Genomic DNA, 12,882 nt, shown 5'->3' with positions numbered 1-12,882 from the left:
GCGTAATGGACTGACAAGCTGTGCGCTACCCGAACTGATCAGCTACGCGGCGATAGGCGGGGTGCGCCCGGTTCTTGACCTTCACCCAATCGCAGAGCTTCGGCCGGTACCCGCGGTCGCGGCGCTTCGAGACGATCCCTTCCAGGTCCATACCACAGGCGGCCTCGAACAGCTGCGGACCGATCTCGCCGCGCTCGAACCGCGCCACGAAGATGCCCTCAGGTCGGCGATCGAGCAGCTTGGCCAGTTTCGACTTGCGCTGGTCGAGCGGCAGGCGCCGCAGGTCCTCGCCATCGAGCGCGATGATGTCGAATGCGTAGAGCTGGGCGTCGTCGTTGTATCTGCCGGAGTGCAGCCAGTCGAATTGCGAGATTCCGCGGACATCGAGCACGCAGATCTCGCCATCGATTACGAACTGCTTGTTCCTGATCTTCCGGGCCGCCTCGACGATCATGGGGTAGCGATAAGTCAGATCAAGGCCGGCTTTCGAGCGCACCTGCACCACGTCGCCGTCGCGGATTACGCGCCCGCGGTAGCCGTCGTATTTGACCTCGTGGATCCAATCGGGGCCGGTCGGAACTACCTGTTTCGGGACCGGCTTGCAGAACTCGAACTGTTTGATCATAGCCGGCATCTATGCAGCGCTGGGCCAAATGCGAGTCTTGGCTCAAAGGAGGGACCTCAATCCGACCCGTTGGCTTGGCACCGTACATTGTTCGCGATATCGTGTTCTTTTTGGCGGCGCTCAAATTGGAGGCGCTATATGGACGTTCTAATTCTACTTGGGGTTTCGATCTGTATTTATTTCATACCAACCTTCGTCGCTTCTGAACGTAAACATCAGAATTTTGCGGCAATAGTGATCGTCAACATCTTCCTAGGCTGGACTTTCATCGGCTGGGTTGCTGCACTTGTCTGGGCCTTTACTCAGGTTTCGGCTAAGGGACCGGAGGTTCAACTCGGCGCTTTGCCGCCTCCATTGCCGGCCGCCGCGAGGCTAGCGGGGCCAGCCTTCGAACCCGATGGCGTGCTTGCTAGCGTACCCTATCGCGTAGCGGACGACGGATCGATAGAAGCCGTGATGCAAGGCATGATGGTGAGATTTGGGGATTTCGATAAGTTTACAAACGCGGTTAATCGTAGTTCGTAGCGAGATACTAATTGCGAATTCCAGAATCGTCGTCCTCGACGAAGCCGGGCGGCAAAATCGGATGCGTGAACCCGTCTGCCGGATTACAATCCGGACAGATCATGCCGGCGCCGGCACCGCAATATTCGCAACCGGTGTCAGCGCTCCACGGCCGATCGGGATGGTTCTCGCAGACCCAGCGGGCACCGCGGCAGCGCTTGCAGGTCGGCGCCGGCGTCAATCTGGCCTCTCGAATTCGAACGGCTCGACCAACCGGCCTGTTTCCGTGATGCGCGTATAGGTGCCACTTTCGTGCATCTTCTCCAGCCAGCCGGCATCCTTCGCGTATTGCATCCCCGCCGTGTATTGCGCTGGGGTCGCGCGATCTCGGTCGATGAAGGGATAATTGAGCACCTCGGTGTAGATGCGGCCGTCCTGGATCGGCTTGAATTCCTGGGCATACTTGATCAGCCGTCGCGCAGCCTTTTCGGGGTCCGACCAAGGCAGATCTTCCTTCATCTTCCTCATCGTGCGATCCGGTCCCGCCTCTGCGCGGCAGTGATGTGAGGTACGTGGGCCAGGTTGTCGGCGAGTACGTGGCTGTCGAACTCAACGCCGCAGGGGCAGCGCATCTTGGAAGACGGGATTTGAGACGGCAGCTTTTCGCCGCGCGCCCACATCGCGTATTTCCGTTCTGTCCAATCACGCTGATCTCGCCATTCCTGCAGATTGGTCTCGGTGAGGACACCGGCCAGATCGCGCCAGGCGACCTCAAAGCGAGCTCGAGCTTGCTCGAAGTCGACGGCGGTGCCGTCGCGCTCGGCGTGTTGGGGAGCACCCGGATAAAACCCGCACGACCACGCCCACTGATCGGATTCGTGAGGGACGCCGGCGCGGGCGGCGATCCATCCGATGCAGACGTCGGTGTAGTAGACGTGCCAGCCGGTGCGCTCCTCCATCGGCCGACGCGTCAATCCGGAGGCATCTGGCGAAATTTTTTCGGTCATGATGCCGCAGTGAATGCAGTGTGCTCCGCTGGAGTCAAATCGTCCATATGTTGAGGGAGTTACCCGAGACGCCATACTGCCCATGGCGGCCTGGAACGGACGCCTCGCTCAGCGATTGTGTGGAGCAGGGGACTTGACGGATTCGCGAACTTCTGCGCATACCGCTGCCCCATCAAATCCGCCGGCAAATGATTTGCCCGCGCTCTTAGGACCGAAGCCCGTGTTGCGCATAGCTGCACATATCGTCGCCGCCGCCATCGAACGACCGTTTACCCGGTCGAGCGATTGGGCGTGCATGCGCGTGACGAAGCAAGGTTCGAATTATCTGCTCGGTACGTCCGGGCTACCCACACCAGCAAGAGCGTAACCGGCGGCAGGAATCGTCCTCCGCCACACCAGGCGGAGAAGGGCGATGTCCCGGACCAACACCACCACAGGACTCGAGAACCGCGCCCAGCAGAGGATCTTTGCCTCGCCGGTAGCGCTCGCCTTCGTGCGGACCGTTGTCGCCCGCCGCGGTGTCACCGAGGCCCAGGCTCGCAAGATCTACCTCGATTACCTAAACCGAGCGCAGCCGCATCGTCGCGGCGCGCGCACGGCTGCATGACGTGAATTTCGAATACGGGATGGTCGCCCCCGCAAGGACATAAGGCGATCTCGCTGACCGGTACCGGTCTCCTTCAGTGGAGCGGCAAACGGTGGTTTCAGGCAGCGATGTTTTTTCTATTGGCCGGGCCTGTTCCGGCCGTTTGTGAATTTACTCTCGCCGGCGTGGCGCAGCGGTAGCGCAGCGCACTCGTAACGCGAAGGTCGCCAGTTCAAATCTGGCCGCCGGCACCACGCCCGCATAGCTCAGCGGTAGCAGCGCTCGCATTGTAGGCGAGAGGTCGCAGGTTCGATCCCATGCTGCGGGCACCAACGATCCGGGCTTGTTCTAATCGGCCGAGAGGTGCTAGTTTTCGTCACGCCGATGGCTGCAACCCACCGGCGTGACGCCTCAGTTGTCAGAACCAGTTCGTTTAGAACACGTACTGGCAGGCTGTGATCCACGTCAGCACGATAACGAGGACCAAGACGGCATTGCCGGTTTTGCCGGCGATGCCGAACGGTCCGATCGTCAACCGCACTTCTTCGGCAAACATTTTCGCTCCTTTCTGCAGCCGAACATTTCGTCGGCGTAGCGGGTGTCATTTAACACGCGGGCGATACTGAGGCACCCATTTCGGGGCGTAACCCACACCGGGAAATACGCATTACACGAACCCGTGACGACGATATCGCTCACAGCTTTCACGTGAAGCTTTCACGTGAGCCGCCGTAGATCAGTTGGCAGATCGCGTTCTTGGTAAGGACGAGGCCGCGCGTTCGATCCGCGCCGGTGGCACCATCAATGCGGCCGTGGCGGAACGGCAGACGCGCTGGTCTCAGGAACCAGTTCTTCGGAGTGAAGGTTCGAGTCCTTCCGGCCGCACCAAGACAATGGAATTCCATTGTAACGACAATGCCCCGGTGGCGGAATGTGGTAGACGCCGCTGCCTCAAAAGCAGCTTCATTGCCGGTTCGAATCCGGCCTGGGGCACCAAGATCATGCGCGCTTAGCTCAGCGGTAGAGCGCCTGTCCTACACACAGGATGTCGGCCGTTCGATCCGGTCAGCGCGCACCATTAACCCGGAGATCGGCCGCTCGGGTGAACCCGAGCGACGTAGTCGTCAGAGAGTCGATACCGGTTCGCGTCCGTAGCTCAGTGGTAGAGCGCGACCCCGACATGGTCGATACCGGTGGTTCAATTCCATCCGGACGCACCAACTTCAACGCTCTTGTAGCACAGTGGCAGTGCGTCCGCTCGATAAGCGGTTGACGCAGGTTCGATTCCTGACTGGAGCACCAAAAAACGAGGAGGCCGACATGACGGTTGTTCTGACGACGCTGATGGGTGGCCTGCTGGCGGCGACGCTGCCGATCGGCGTGCATGTCCTCTCTGCCGAGAGCCAGGCCGCCCTCGCGCGCACGAAGGCGAAGAGCGACGCCATCACGGCGCGCCACGCGAAATCGGAGCGGCTGGCCGCCGCAACCGATCTGCCGGGCTCGTAGCTCGATTGGCAGAGCAGCAGACTTTTAATCTGAAGGGTACGGGTTCGAGTCCCGCGGAGCCCACCATGGGCCACTAGCTCAACGGTCAGAGCGTCCGCCTCTTAAGCGGAAGGTTCGCGGTTCGAGTCCGCGGTGGCCCACCATCTAATTAAGGCGACGGAGTGGCCCTTCAGGCAGACCAAGAGATTACCCGTTTCTCGTTTTTGCAGATTGCGCATTCAGCGTCGCGACGCATAAACCCACCGGTTCCTGCCAATTCTCTCGTCTTATGGTTGGCATGCTGTCGAACCGAAAGTCCGAGGCGATCGGCAATACAGTCGTCGCAAACGGGGTTCGGTGATTGGCTTTGAATGAATGAGCCAACGTCCTGCAGAACTGTCATGTCGGTATCCTCCTGCGCGAAGGATACAACTGCGCTGGCTCACTTTGGAATAGGCAGTCGCTTATTTCGACCAGCACCAAAATTTGCGGCCGTGGCGAAATTCGGTAGACGCATCGTCTTGAGGAGGCGACGGGAAACCATGTCGGTTCGACTCCGGCCGGCCGCACCAATCTTCGATCTCTCCGGGGCGCCGGATCAAGCGCGTTCACCGCGCGGCGCAAAGCCTACGGGAAGAATTGGCCACAGGCGTGAGCCTGCGAGACGGTTCAAGAGGCCGACCGATGAGCAAGGTAGCCGCCGGCGTCCCGGAGAGATCAATGCCCCTGTACCCATCTGGGAAGGGACCGCACTGTCGATGCGGGAAGGCGAGTTCGATCCTCGTCAGGGGCGCCATCGGTGTGTAGCGCAGCCAGGTCAGCGTACTTCCCTCGGACGGAAGGGGCCGCAGGTTCAAATCCTGCCACACCGACCATTTCGGGCGCATAGCTCAGCGGTAGAGCCGGCCGCTCATAACGGCTTGGTCGTCAATTCGAATCTGGCTGCGCCTACCATCAACCGAGAAAGGAGGTCGACGATGTTTGCCGCAAATCCGGCGCTGGTGTTGAACGCCGACTTCCAGCCGCTGTCCTATTTCCCGCTGTCGCTGTTCGGCTGGGAAGACGCCGTCAAGGCGGTGGTGCGCGGATCTCACGTCGTGGTCGCGGAATACGACCAGGTCATCCGGAGCCCGTCGACCGAGATGCCGCTGCCGTCGGTGATCGCGCTGCGCGAATACGTCCGGCGGCCGAGCCGGGTTGCCTTCACGCGGTTCAACGTCTTCCTCCGCGATCGCTTCCGCTGCCAGTATTGCGGCGAGCAGCACCTCCGCGGGGAGCTGACGTTCGACCACGTCATCCCGCGCGCCGACGGCGGCGAGACGTCCTGGACGAACATCGTCGCGGCGTGCAGCCCCTGCAACATGCGGAAGGACCGCTTCCGCGTGAAGCCGTTGCGGGCGCCGTTCGAGCCGACGCAGTTCGATCTGCTCGCGGCCCAGCGGCTCTTCCCGCCGAACTTCTTGCACGAGTCCTGGACAGACTATCTGTACTGGGATGTCGAGCTCGAGAAGTGATTGCCGGCGGCAGCACGCCCTGCCGCCGGTTCGGTTTTCCCCTTAGCTCAGTGGAGTCAGAGCGCGGCCGTCCGAAGGCCGAGGCCGCTGGTTCGAGTCCAGCAGGGGAAGCCAGTTTGGACGGTCCCGTCGGAATGGTCTGACAGCGGTCTTGAAAACCGTGGCTCGCGCGAGCGATGGGGGTTCGATTCCTCGGCCGTCCGCCAATGACTCAGTTCGGCCATGAACGATATTTAGTCGTCGGGCTAACGGGGTCTTACGATCGCGCCGGAGGCGGTCAATGACGATCTCTCGACGTGGATTTCTCGGTGCCGCGCTTGGACTGTTCGGTGGTGCTGCAGCGGCGCGGCCGACTCCGGCTACGTCCGGTTTCACTTTCACTGCCGACGAGTTCGTGATCGCGCCTCCGGTGCCGCAAGCTATTTTCGCGGCCGGAGAGGTTGGCGGATTCGTCGTGCCAGAGCCGATCGCGGAAACGCTGCGCGGCTGGATGACGCGGGACGAGGTCCTAAGTCAGGAGTACGCGATCGACATGAATTCTGTCCACGGCGGATGTACCCGGGACATGCCTGAGGAGTTGAAAGCCTCGGCACCATTTCGCGGGGTGGAGCAAGCCCGGTAGCTCGCTAGGCTCATAACCTGGAGGCCGCACGTTCAAATCGTGCCCCCGCAACCAATCTTGAGGAGATCGCCATGGACGCGCTGCTTCAGTTCTTCGCCTACGAGCATCTTCCGCCGCATCTACAGTCGGTGAGCAAGCCGTTTGGTGACATGGCCAGGAAACTGGCGGCCGAACTGCCGGCTAACCCGGAGAGCACAACGGCATTGCGCAAGCTCCTCGAGGCGAAGGACTGCGCGGTCCGCGCCGTTCTCTTCAAGCCTCTGCCGTCTTACGTCATGGATTGACGTCTCCGATTCTCATCTTTGGGTAACGCCAAGTCTGGGGACTGAGCGGGCCTGTAAAGCCTGCGCCTATGCGCCTGCCTGGTTCGATTCCAGGGTTACCCACCAATTCGCGGACAAAAGATTACGGTAGTCGGTCGGTGTGCCACACCGGCAGCGCGGGTTCGACTCCCGCTGTCCGCACCATCAACTTGCGCATTTGCGCAAACTCGCAATTTGCCCGGATAGCTCAGCGGTAGAGCGGCACGTTGAAGGCGTGCGCGTCAGTGGTTCGATTCCATTTCCGGGCACCAATATCGCCGAAGCTGTCAATCAGATCGGCCAAACTGACAACCGTATCGGCGAAAACGTCAACCTGATCGCCGAAACTGTAAACCTATCGGGGCACGCGCTGGGTCCGCGGGCATGCTTTGCAAGCAAGCTGAGCTCGGTTCAATCCCGAGGTGCTCCACCATCATCACCAGCACCGCCTGCCGATTTGCGGTCGACCTGCCGGTCGGTGCTGGACCTGCATATTCCCGTCGAGCCATCTCGGTGAGGGCGCCCGGCTGTTAACCGGGGAAGGCACGTTCGAATCGTGCGGCGGGAGCCAGTTCAGTCCATCAGTGCGCGTCGCAGATCGTGGAGAAGCGCCAAAGTCATCGGTGTTAGGCGATCCCGGGATTTCTCCATATGCATATGCAGGGCTTCGGGAAACTCGTTGTGATCGAGCGCTCCGTTGTTCCGAAGCGTGAGAATGAGCACCTGGAATGCCGCGGTGGTCGCCGCAATATGCGCAGCAAGAACTTCGCCTTCTGGTGAAAGCTTGTCTGCCATATGGAACCTCCTGTTGAGGACCGTAGCTTATCGGGGACATGCTGCCATCGTCTAGCGGCTAGGACGCCCGCCTCTCGAGCGGAGAACGCCGGTTCGAGTCCGGTTGGCAGTGCCAATTCGAAGCGGGCCCCGTGAGGTACGTGGTGGAGAGCCGGTCAGTGCCGGCAACTTCTTCGGCCGCGCGCGGATCTGCGCAGCGCTGGACGTGATCTCGCGGCGGACCGGAGCGATCGGCCGGTCTCAGGCGATTGCCGCCCGTAGCGAGACGAGAAGTCGAGGGGAAACCTCGGCGAGGCAGAATTTCGCCCACGTAACCGGCTGTGCCTACGAAGCACAAGTACCGTAACTGGAGCATGCAGGTTCGACTCCTGCCGTGGGCGCCATCATCAACGGGGCATAGCGCAGCCCGGGAGCGCGGCGGTTTTGGGTACCGCAGGTCGCAGGTTCGAATCCTGCTGCCCCGACCAAAGACAATCGGCGGTGGATAACTGCCGACAAAATCGGCGCGGCGAATCTTCGCTGTGCCATCTATCCGTTGAGGCTCAACTTTTGGGCGAGCCCCAGGCTTTCGGTTTTCACTGTTAATGAAACCCCCGATCGCCGTTCTTACGTTCGCCCTTCAAAGTATCGGACGAGCCCCAGAAGTGTCGGTTACCCTTCAGGAGGTAGAGGTCGCTGGTTCAAATCCAGTCGTTGCCGAAAGGTGACGTAGCTCAGCCTAGTAGAGCGCTAAAACCCGATCTTCGCCATCATGTTCGTCCGGTCTCTTTCGAAGGGTTCATCGACAGACCAGTTTGCTGGGGCCGAGCCCCACGAGTTTCGGTTATCCTCCAGAAGCCGCCGGCCAGGAAACCGGCAACCGATCGCAAGATCGGTGCACCGATCTCAAATTGACGCTCGGCCCTTGCAAACTGGTCCGTCCTTTCGAGGTTGATCCACTAGAACGAGCCCCAGGACTTCGGTTATCGCACCTTGAAAATGTGAACCAACACCGATCTCCGCTCTCACGTTCGTTCTAGTTGATCGGCCTCGCCAACCCTGAGGAGGCCAATCATGAAGTACGCCGATATCGTCTCAAAGCCGGTACCGCAGATCGAGGCGCTCAATGAGCGCCAGGTGCAGAACAATGCCGGTGGTTTCGTTTTCGCGATCGATGACTGGGCACGGCTCGACCGTTTCCTGATCCTCGGCAGCGATGCGCCGACGTATTACCAGACGGCGCCGGCGCTCACCCGCGAGAACGCCAAGGTCGTTGACCGCTGCTTTGCTGCGGATGCGGCACGCACCGTCGCCCGAACGGTCGAAATCTCGGACGAGGGCCGGGCGCCGAAGAACGATCCTGCCATCTTCGTGCTGGCGATCGGCGCCGCGCATCCCGACCAGGCCGTGCGCAAGCTGGCGTTGGCCGCGGTACCGCGCGTCTGCCGCACCGCGACGCATCTGTTCCAGTTCGTGAAGGCTGCGCGCGCGCTCGGCCGCGGCTGGGGTCGGTCACTGAAGACGGCGATCGCGAACTGGTACAACTCGAAGTCCCTGGATGACGTCGCGTACCAGGCGATCAAGTACCGCGAGCGCGAGAGCTACTCGCACAAGCGCTTGCTCCAGACCGCTCACCCGGCGGCTTTGGAGTCGCCGGCGCGCATCGCCCTGTATCGTTGGATGCGTGGGCTCGACCCGCATGGTGACCTGCCGACCATCGTGCAGGCGCATCTCAAGGCCATGAGCTCGGGCACCAGCAAGAAGGACCTGCTCGATCTCATCGCGGCCGCAAGGCTGCCTTGGGAGGCGATCCCGAGCGAGTACAACGCCGATCCGGACGCATGGCGCGCCATGCTGCCGACGCTTGGACTTGGCGCGCTGGTCCGCAATCTCGGCAACATGACTCGGCTCGGCACCATCGCCCCGCTGTCGTTGGCCGAGGCGCTCGTGGTCGAGCGGTTGGGCGACGAGGGAGCAATCCGGAAGTCGCGCCTGCACCCGTTCTCGATCCTGCTGGCCATGGCGGTTTACTCGTCGGATCGGAGCGTTCGCGGATCCGGCTCCTGGGTTCCGTCCAGGGCTGTGATCGATGCGCTCGACGGCGCCTTCTACAAGGCGTTTGCGAACGTGAAGGCGAGCGGGAAGCGGGTGCTCATCGCGCTCGACGTGTCTGGTTCGATGACGGCGCCGATCATGGGATCTCCGATCTCGTGCCGGGATGCCACCGCGGCGCTGGCGCTGGTGACCATGGCAACGGAGAGGCAGACCCATGTGGTTGGCTTCACCTCGGCCGGACACTCCCAGCGACACTTCGGCGGCCGCTGGGGAGGGGGCGAGGCGGGTCTGACGCCGTTGGCCATCTCGCCGCGTCAGCGTCTTACGGACGCCGTGCGGGCTGTCTCCAACCTGCCGTTTGGCGGCACGGACTGCGCGCTCCCGATGCTTTACGCGCTGGAGAAGGGACTCGAGGTCGACGCGTTCTTTGTCTACACCGACAACGAAACCTGGGCCGGTGGGGTGCACCCGGTGCAGGCGCTGAAGCAGTACCGCCAGAAGACCGGTATCCCGGCCAAGCTGGTGGTTGTCGGCATGACGTCGACCGGGTTCTCGATCGCGGACCAGAGCGATGCCGGCATGCTTGATGTTGTCGGCTTCGACGCCGGCGCGCCGGCGGTGATGGCCGACTTCATCCGCTGACGACAATCGAGCGGGGCGCACGCGCCTCGCTCCACCATTGGGGATTAGCTTAGCCAGGCCCAAAGCACCGCGCTCTGAACGCGGCATCGGCGGTTCAAATCCGTCATCCCCTGCCAATTCGTTCCAGTGCCGAGAGGGGCTATCGGCCGGTCTGCAAAACCGTGCACGGCGGTTCGAATCCGCCCTGGAACTCCAACGCCAAAATCGAAGATCATTCTTCAGATCTTTCGCACGCCGGTGGAAAGGGCGCATCCGTCAACGGGATAGGCGCGGGCCTTCTAAGCCCGGAATCGGGGTTCGAGTCCTCGTGCGCTCGCCACAGTGTAAGCTTCGGACGATTCGCCAACAGATTGCAGGAGGTTGCTGTGGACCCTTGGGCGTTTGGCTGGACACATGTGCTAACCATCGTCGGCTTCTGCGTGACTATCGGCATTGCATACTTTGGCTTCCGCACATTCGACCGATGGAAGCGGGAGAAGATTGAGGAGAAACGGATCGATATCGCAATACAAGCGCTCGAGCTCGCCTATGAGGTTCAGGAGGCATTCTCGATCATCCGCAGTTCCGGTACCTTCGGGTCGGAGTATGCGGATATGCCGCGGCGGGAAGGAGAGAACGACGCCTCGTACAGCGCTCGTGGTTCATTTTACGCGATCCTCAAGAGAGTTCAGAATCACGATGATCTGTTCGAGAGGCTAGCGAAGTTTCGGCCCCGATATATAGCGTTATTTGGCGTCGAGGCGGCGGACTTTTTTCAGGCAGCTCGCGAGGCCAGAGCCTTCGTGGTCGTGTCCGCCCAGGAGCTATGCTACCGACCATTCATCGGGCCGAATGCGCAGGACCGGCGGACGCGCATGGAGTGCGACGTGTGGGAGGGGATGGCCGAAGTTTACCAGCAAGAGATCAAAGACGCGAACCGAGTTGATGTGCGGGTGAAAACGTTCGTCGACGCGATCGAGAAGGCTTGCCGCCCGATCATCGATCGAACGCTTGGTTCCGAACGAGATCACGCCGAATTGGAAGGCTAGCGCGCTCCGGGGTCGCCTAGCTCAACTGGACAGAGCGCCGGGCTCCTATCCCGGAGGTTGCCGGTTCGACTCCGGCGGCGATCGCCACGCGGTCAATGCGAGGCGGCCATTGAGACCAAGTAGATTGCGCGCGCAACCGCCACGGCACCGGCGAGATCGAATACGATGCCGAGAAGCTTCGGCTTCCACGGGGTGCTGATGTGTTTGATGAACTGGCCCGGTACGGCGCCGCGAACGATTTCAGTGCGCGTCGGCCTGCAGATCCATTCGCCGATGCCGCCGAGCAGCAGCCCTGAAATACATTCCGGCTGGGTTCTGTTGGTTAATGGCTGCGATGAGGATCGCGACGCCTGCGGCCGCCATCAAGCTCCACCAATTCGTGAATTTCTTCAGTTCATCCATGGGTAATCCGACTTGTCGCGCTGGCTGCAAAGCCAGCCTTGTATCAGCTTTTGGAGAGGTGGCCGAGCGGTAAGGCAGCGCTTTGCTAAGGCGCCGAGTCCTTCGGGACGCGCAGGTTCGATCCCTGTCCTCTCCGCCAATTCAAAGATCGCACTTCCAGCCGTCGCCCTCGCTGTTTCCGTCGCGCAGGATCGGCTGAAAGACCGGGTCGTCAAATTTCTCGCGTTTGGTCATGCGGGCGATACAGCGCCAATCGCCAGGCGCAACTAGTGAGTTGACGATCCACTGCACGTACCGGTTCTGATAGCCGAAGTACAAGCAGCCAAGCGGCTCTCTCGATGCGGAATTCTGCGGATCTTTCCTCGCGTTGAACATGCATTCGTCGCGAGTAGCATATGGACCAGCCCAAACCCAAACGAGCTTTCCGCTTTCTTTGTTGGTGGCATATGGCTCCCAATGGAGAGGTGGAGCGGGCCCCTCCGCATCAACGAATACATATGCGAACAACCAAAGGATGCCGCCTACGAAAAGCCAATAGAGCGCCTTCATCTTCACTCCGCGCGGGCTTTGGTCAAAAGCGGATTACCAGGCTCTCGTCTTCGCCAATCGACTACGCGAACAGAAAAAAGGCGGCGAGCAATCCTGCACCAACCGTCGCCCAGAACGTCGCTGCAAACCAGTCCTCGGTAAACGACCGCTTAGCGCCCTTGCTGATGACCACGTAGAGCGTGGCGGCAGCCGCCACCAGAATCGCGAGTAGAACGTACTTCATACAAAAACTCCCCTTACAGCGATACACGCGCCGATAGGGGACTAGGCTAACCGCTACGCCGGCAAATCTTGAGCCGAATTCGAGCTCTCTCCACGTTTTTCTTTGCGGGCTTGGCGTACTGGGGTGCGCGCCTGGCTTCCACCCAGGAGGTAGGAGTTCGATTCTCCTAGCCCGCGCCATAAACTGGAATGGGGCGGCCGGCATAGACCTCGGGCGCCAGCTCGATCGGATTGCCTTGCCAGAGCGGCGCGCAGGCGTCGTGGTGCTGGCGCATCGCCGCGATGTACCGTTCCCGGATCGGATTGAATTCCGCCTCGGTGATCGTCTGCGATCGGCAGGCGGCCTCGAATTCGGCTCTGGCCGCCTCCTTTGCTGCGGCGAGTTCGTCGATCGACATCTTCATCTGCTCCCTTCGTCTACCGGTCAGGATATCACCCTTTCAAGGTGAGGAAACGGGTTCGACTCCCGTAGGGAGCGCCATGTCCAGCTTGGCCCTCGACTTTCGGGTTGACGGAATGGAGCTTGAGCTTCAATCTGGGGTAGTATCTTTCTCCCGATATTGGG

Annotated in this window: 17 protein-coding genes and 31 tRNA genes; 39 read left to right on the top strand and 9 right to left on the bottom strand. The window is 61.0% G+C overall.

The window, feature by feature from the left end:
* Positions 1–25: 25 nt before the first annotated feature.
* A complete protein-coding gene (locus CO675_RS11455) occupies positions 26–625 on the bottom strand; it encodes an ATP-dependent DNA ligase (RefSeq protein WP_097672008.1) in 600 nt (199 codons plus the stop codon).
* 138 nt (positions 626–763) lie between these two features.
* Between CO675_RS11455 and CO675_RS11450 the strand changes: the two genes are divergently transcribed.
* The gene (locus tag CO675_RS11450) at positions 764–1,150 is read left to right on the top strand and encodes a superinfection immunity protein (protein WP_097672007.1); all 387 of its coding nucleotides are present in this window, start codon (positions 764–766) and stop codon (positions 1,148–1,150) included.
* A gap of 216 nt (positions 1,151–1,366) precedes the next feature.
* Here CO675_RS11450 and CO675_RS11440 read toward each other — a convergent pair whose 3' ends face one another.
* On the bottom strand, positions 1,367–1,657 hold the full coding sequence (locus tag CO675_RS11440; RefSeq protein ID WP_245452723.1) for a hypothetical protein: 291 nt from the start codon (positions 1,655–1,657) through the stop codon (positions 1,367–1,369).
* Positions 1,654–2,136, bottom strand: coding sequence for a hypothetical protein (locus CO675_RS11435; protein ID WP_245452722.1), 483 nt, complete (start codon positions 2,134–2,136; stop codon positions 1,654–1,656). Before CO675_RS11435 ends, CO675_RS11440 begins: the two co-directional genes overlap by 4 nt.
* 412 nt (positions 2,137–2,548) lie before the next feature.
* Between CO675_RS11435 and CO675_RS11430 the strand changes: the two genes are divergently transcribed.
* The 3 genes from CO675_RS11430 (at position 2,549) to CO675_RS11420 (ending at position 3,054) form a co-directional block, all read left to right on the top strand.
* Positions 2,549–2,743: a hypothetical protein gene (locus CO675_RS11430; RefSeq protein WP_097672004.1), complete on the top strand. Its 195-nt coding sequence runs from the start codon at positions 2,549–2,551 to the stop codon at positions 2,741–2,743.
* Between the two features lie 158 nt (positions 2,744–2,901).
* Positions 2,902–2,976: transfer RNA gene (locus CO675_RS11425), tRNA-Thr, on the top strand.
* A 1-nt stretch (position 2,977) separates the two neighbouring features.
* Positions 2,978–3,054: transfer RNA gene (locus CO675_RS11420), tRNA-Thr, on the top strand.
* Positions 3,055–3,155: 101 nt separating this feature from the next.
* Here CO675_RS11420 and CO675_RS41730 read toward each other — a convergent pair.
* Positions 3,156–3,278 carry a hypothetical protein gene (locus CO675_RS41730; RefSeq protein WP_283808102.1) on the bottom strand — a complete coding sequence of 41 codons (123 nt, stop codon included), beginning with the start codon at positions 3,276–3,278 and terminating at the stop codon, positions 3,156–3,158.
* A gap of 169 nt (positions 3,279–3,447) precedes the next feature.
* Here CO675_RS41730 and CO675_RS11415 point away from each other — a divergent pair.
* The 24 genes from CO675_RS11415 (at position 3,448) to CO675_RS40485 (ending at position 7,216) form a co-directional block, all read left to right on the top strand.
* Positions 3,448–3,523: transfer RNA gene (locus CO675_RS11415), tRNA-Thr, on the top strand.
* 5 nt (positions 3,524–3,528) lie between these two features.
* Positions 3,529–3,610 (top strand) — tRNA-Leu (locus tag CO675_RS11410).
* A 29-nt stretch (positions 3,611–3,639) separates the two neighbouring features.
* Positions 3,640–3,718, top strand: a tRNA-Leu gene (locus CO675_RS11405).
* Between the two features lie 7 nt (positions 3,719–3,725).
* Positions 3,726–3,800 (top strand) — tRNA-Val (locus CO675_RS11400).
* 67 nt (positions 3,801–3,867) lie between these two features.
* Positions 3,868–3,942 (top strand) — tRNA-Val (locus tag CO675_RS11395).
* Between the two features lie 8 nt (positions 3,943–3,950).
* Positions 3,951–4,024 (top strand) — tRNA-Ile (locus CO675_RS11390).
* 18 nt (positions 4,025–4,042) lie between these two features.
* Positions 4,043–4,228, top strand: coding sequence for a hypothetical protein (locus tag CO675_RS11385; protein WP_097672003.1), 186 nt, complete (start codon positions 4,043–4,045; stop codon positions 4,226–4,228).
* Positions 4,219–4,294: transfer RNA gene (locus tag CO675_RS11380), tRNA-Lys, on the top strand. Before CO675_RS11385 ends, CO675_RS11380 begins: the two co-directional genes overlap by 10 nt.
* Before the next feature lies 1 nt (position 4,295).
* Positions 4,296–4,371: transfer RNA gene (locus CO675_RS11375), tRNA-Lys, on the top strand.
* A gap of 324 nt (positions 4,372–4,695) precedes the next feature.
* A tRNA-Leu gene (locus CO675_RS11365) sits at positions 4,696–4,779 on the top strand.
* 150 nt (positions 4,780–4,929) lie between these two features.
* Positions 4,930–5,003, top strand: a tRNA-Asp gene (locus CO675_RS11360).
* Between the two features lies 1 nt (position 5,004).
* Positions 5,005–5,082 (top strand) — tRNA-Pro (locus CO675_RS11355).
* Positions 5,083–5,086: 4 nt separating this feature from the next.
* A tRNA-Ile gene (locus CO675_RS11350) sits at positions 5,087–5,161 on the top strand.
* Positions 5,162–5,184: 23 nt separating this feature from the next.
* Complete coding sequence (locus CO675_RS11345) at positions 5,185–5,721, top strand: HNH endonuclease (RefSeq protein WP_097672001.1); 537 nt, start codon at positions 5,185–5,187, stop codon at positions 5,719–5,721.
* Positions 5,722–5,757: 36 nt separating this feature from the next.
* Positions 5,758–5,835, top strand: a tRNA-Arg gene (locus tag CO675_RS11340).
* A gap of 4 nt (positions 5,836–5,839) precedes the next feature.
* Positions 5,840–5,927: transfer RNA gene (locus CO675_RS40500), tRNA-Ser, on the top strand.
* 74 nt (positions 5,928–6,001) lie between these two features.
* Positions 6,002–6,343 carry a hypothetical protein gene (locus CO675_RS11335; protein WP_097672000.1) on the top strand — a complete coding sequence of 114 codons (342 nt, stop codon included), beginning with the start codon at positions 6,002–6,004 and terminating at the stop codon, positions 6,341–6,343.
* Positions 6,320–6,397 (top strand) — tRNA-Met (locus tag CO675_RS11330). Before CO675_RS11335 ends, CO675_RS11330 begins: the two co-directional genes overlap by 24 nt.
* Positions 6,398–6,414: 17 nt before the next feature.
* Positions 6,415–6,627: a hypothetical protein gene (locus CO675_RS11325; RefSeq protein WP_097671999.1), complete on the top strand. Its 213-nt coding sequence runs from the start codon at positions 6,415–6,417 to the stop codon at positions 6,625–6,627.
* A gap of 20 nt (positions 6,628–6,647) precedes the next feature.
* Positions 6,648–6,732, top strand: a tRNA-Tyr gene (locus tag CO675_RS40495).
* Positions 6,733–6,736: 4 nt separating this feature from the next.
* Positions 6,737–6,810 (top strand) — tRNA-Gly (locus CO675_RS11320).
* A gap of 32 nt (positions 6,811–6,842) precedes the next feature.
* A tRNA-Phe gene (locus CO675_RS11315) sits at positions 6,843–6,917 on the top strand.
* An 88-nt stretch (positions 6,918–7,005) separates the two neighbouring features.
* Positions 7,006–7,078, top strand: a tRNA-Ala gene (locus tag CO675_RS40490).
* 62 nt (positions 7,079–7,140) lie between these two features.
* A tRNA-Asn gene (locus CO675_RS40485) sits at positions 7,141–7,216 on the top strand.
* A 2-nt stretch (positions 7,217–7,218) separates the two neighbouring features.
* On the opposite strand, the gene CO675_RS39865 is transcribed toward CO675_RS40485, so the two are convergent.
* Positions 7,219–7,440: a hypothetical protein gene (locus CO675_RS39865; protein ID WP_143278953.1), complete on the bottom strand. Its 222-nt coding sequence runs from the start codon at positions 7,438–7,440 to the stop codon at positions 7,219–7,221.
* A gap of 40 nt (positions 7,441–7,480) precedes the next feature.
* Here CO675_RS39865 and CO675_RS11310 point away from each other — a divergent pair.
* From CO675_RS11310 to CO675_RS11275, 8 genes are all read left to right on the top strand, one after another.
* A tRNA-Glu gene (locus CO675_RS11310) sits at positions 7,481–7,555 on the top strand.
* Between the two features lie 189 nt (positions 7,556–7,744).
* A tRNA-OTHER gene (locus CO675_RS40480) sits at positions 7,745–7,823 on the top strand.
* A gap of 7 nt (positions 7,824–7,830) precedes the next feature.
* Positions 7,831–7,907 (top strand) — tRNA-Pro (locus tag CO675_RS11305).
* Positions 7,908–8,493: 586 nt separating this feature from the next.
* On the top strand, positions 8,494–10,116 hold the full coding sequence (locus CO675_RS11300) for a TROVE domain-containing protein (protein WP_097671998.1): 1,623 nt from the start codon (positions 8,494–8,496) through the stop codon (positions 10,114–10,116).
* A gap of 120 nt (positions 10,117–10,236) precedes the next feature.
* Positions 10,237–10,311 (top strand) — tRNA-Cys (locus CO675_RS11290).
* A 49-nt stretch (positions 10,312–10,360) separates the two neighbouring features.
* A tRNA-Arg gene (locus CO675_RS11285) sits at positions 10,361–10,435 on the top strand.
* 46 nt (positions 10,436–10,481) lie between these two features.
* Positions 10,482–11,144 carry a hypothetical protein gene (locus tag CO675_RS11280; protein WP_097671997.1) on the top strand — a complete coding sequence of 221 codons (663 nt, stop codon included), beginning with the start codon at positions 10,482–10,484 and terminating at the stop codon, positions 11,142–11,144.
* A 10-nt stretch (positions 11,145–11,154) separates the two neighbouring features.
* Positions 11,155–11,231, top strand: a tRNA-Arg gene (locus CO675_RS11275).
* Positions 11,232–11,384: 153 nt separating this feature from the next.
* Here CO675_RS11275 and CO675_RS40475 read toward each other — a convergent pair.
* Positions 11,385–11,546 (bottom strand): hypothetical protein, encoded by a 162-nt coding sequence (locus CO675_RS40475; protein WP_158231216.1) that lies wholly within the window; start codon positions 11,544–11,546, stop codon positions 11,385–11,387.
* A gap of 52 nt (positions 11,547–11,598) precedes the next feature.
* Between CO675_RS40475 and CO675_RS11270 the strand changes: the two genes are divergently transcribed.
* Positions 11,599–11,685: transfer RNA gene (locus tag CO675_RS11270), tRNA-Ser, on the top strand.
* A 2-nt stretch (positions 11,686–11,687) separates the two neighbouring features.
* Here the strand turns inward: CO675_RS11270 and CO675_RS39860 are convergent.
* Positions 11,688–12,095 (bottom strand): hypothetical protein, encoded by a 408-nt coding sequence (locus tag CO675_RS39860; RefSeq protein ID WP_143278951.1) that lies wholly within the window; start codon positions 12,093–12,095, stop codon positions 11,688–11,690.
* A 61-nt stretch (positions 12,096–12,156) separates the two neighbouring features.
* Positions 12,157–12,318, bottom strand: coding sequence for a hypothetical protein (locus CO675_RS40470; RefSeq protein WP_158231215.1), 162 nt, complete (start codon positions 12,316–12,318; stop codon positions 12,157–12,159).
* A gap of 104 nt (positions 12,319–12,422) precedes the next feature.
* Between CO675_RS40470 and CO675_RS11265 the strand changes: the two genes are divergently transcribed.
* Positions 12,423–12,497: transfer RNA gene (locus CO675_RS11265), tRNA-Gly, on the top strand.
* Here CO675_RS11265 and CO675_RS11260 read toward each other — a convergent pair.
* Positions 12,485–12,715, bottom strand: a complete 231-nt coding sequence (locus CO675_RS11260) for a hypothetical protein (protein ID WP_143278949.1) — start codon at positions 12,713–12,715, stop codon at positions 12,485–12,487. The two genes, CO675_RS11265 and CO675_RS11260, sit on opposite strands and share 13 nt — an antisense overlap.
* Positions 12,716–12,723: 8 nt before the next feature.
* On the opposite strand from CO675_RS11260, the gene CO675_RS11255 reads away from it, so the two are divergent.
* Positions 12,724–12,798, top strand: a tRNA-Glu gene (locus tag CO675_RS11255).
* Positions 12,799–12,882 lie beyond the last annotated feature (84 nt).

The sequence above is a fragment of the Bradyrhizobium sp. C9 genome (assembly GCF_002532045.1).
Classification (GTDB): Bacteria; Pseudomonadota; Alphaproteobacteria; order Rhizobiales; family Xanthobacteraceae; genus Bradyrhizobium.
Note: the sequence above shows the minus strand (reverse complement) of the source record. Positions and strands in the feature narration are given on the sequence as shown.

Excerpts from the sequence above, each read along its gene's own strand:
- CO675_RS11455 (WP_097672008.1), bottom strand. The coding sequence starts at position 625 with ATGATCAAACAGTTCGAGTTCTGCAAGCCGGTCCCGAAACAGGTAGTT.
- CO675_RS11450 (WP_097672007.1), top strand. The coding sequence starts at position 764 with ATGGACGTTCTAATTCTACTTGGGGTTTCGATCTGTATTTATTTCATA.
- CO675_RS11440 (WP_245452723.1), bottom strand. The coding sequence starts at position 1,657 with ATGAGGAAGATGAAGGAAGATCTGCCTTGGTCGGACCCCGAAAAGGCT.
- CO675_RS11435 (WP_245452722.1), bottom strand. The coding sequence starts at position 2,136 with ATGACCGAAAAAATTTCGCCAGATGCCTCCGGATTGACGCGTCGGCCG.
- CO675_RS11430 (WP_097672004.1), top strand. The coding sequence starts at position 2,549 with ATGTCCCGGACCAACACCACCACAGGACTCGAGAACCGCGCCCAGCAG.
- CO675_RS41730 (WP_283808102.1), bottom strand. The coding sequence starts at position 3,278 with ATGTTTGCCGAAGAAGTGCGGTTGACGATCGGACCGTTCGGCATCGCC.
- CO675_RS11385 (WP_097672003.1), top strand. The coding sequence starts at position 4,043 with ATGACGGTTGTTCTGACGACGCTGATGGGTGGCCTGCTGGCGGCGACG.
- CO675_RS11345 (WP_097672001.1), top strand. The coding sequence starts at position 5,185 with ATGTTTGCCGCAAATCCGGCGCTGGTGTTGAACGCCGACTTCCAGCCG.
- CO675_RS11335 (WP_097672000.1), top strand. The coding sequence starts at position 6,002 with ATGACGATCTCTCGACGTGGATTTCTCGGTGCCGCGCTTGGACTGTTC.
- CO675_RS11325 (WP_097671999.1), top strand. The coding sequence starts at position 6,415 with ATGGACGCGCTGCTTCAGTTCTTCGCCTACGAGCATCTTCCGCCGCAT.
- CO675_RS39865 (WP_143278953.1), bottom strand. The coding sequence starts at position 7,440 with ATGGCAGACAAGCTTTCACCAGAAGGCGAAGTTCTTGCTGCGCATATT.
- CO675_RS11300 (WP_097671998.1), top strand. The coding sequence starts at position 8,494 with ATGAAGTACGCCGATATCGTCTCAAAGCCGGTACCGCAGATCGAGGCG.
- CO675_RS40475 (WP_158231216.1), bottom strand. The coding sequence starts at position 11,546 with ATGGATGAACTGAAGAAATTCACGAATTGGTGGAGCTTGATGGCGGCC.
- CO675_RS39860 (WP_143278951.1), bottom strand. The coding sequence starts at position 12,095 with ATGAAGGCGCTCTATTGGCTTTTCGTAGGCGGCATCCTTTGGTTGTTC.
- CO675_RS40470 (WP_158231215.1), bottom strand. The coding sequence starts at position 12,318 with ATGAAGTACGTTCTACTCGCGATTCTGGTGGCGGCTGCCGCCACGCTC.
- CO675_RS11260 (WP_143278949.1), bottom strand. The coding sequence starts at position 12,715 with ATGTCGATCGACGAACTCGCCGCAGCAAAGGAGGCGGCCAGAGCCGAA.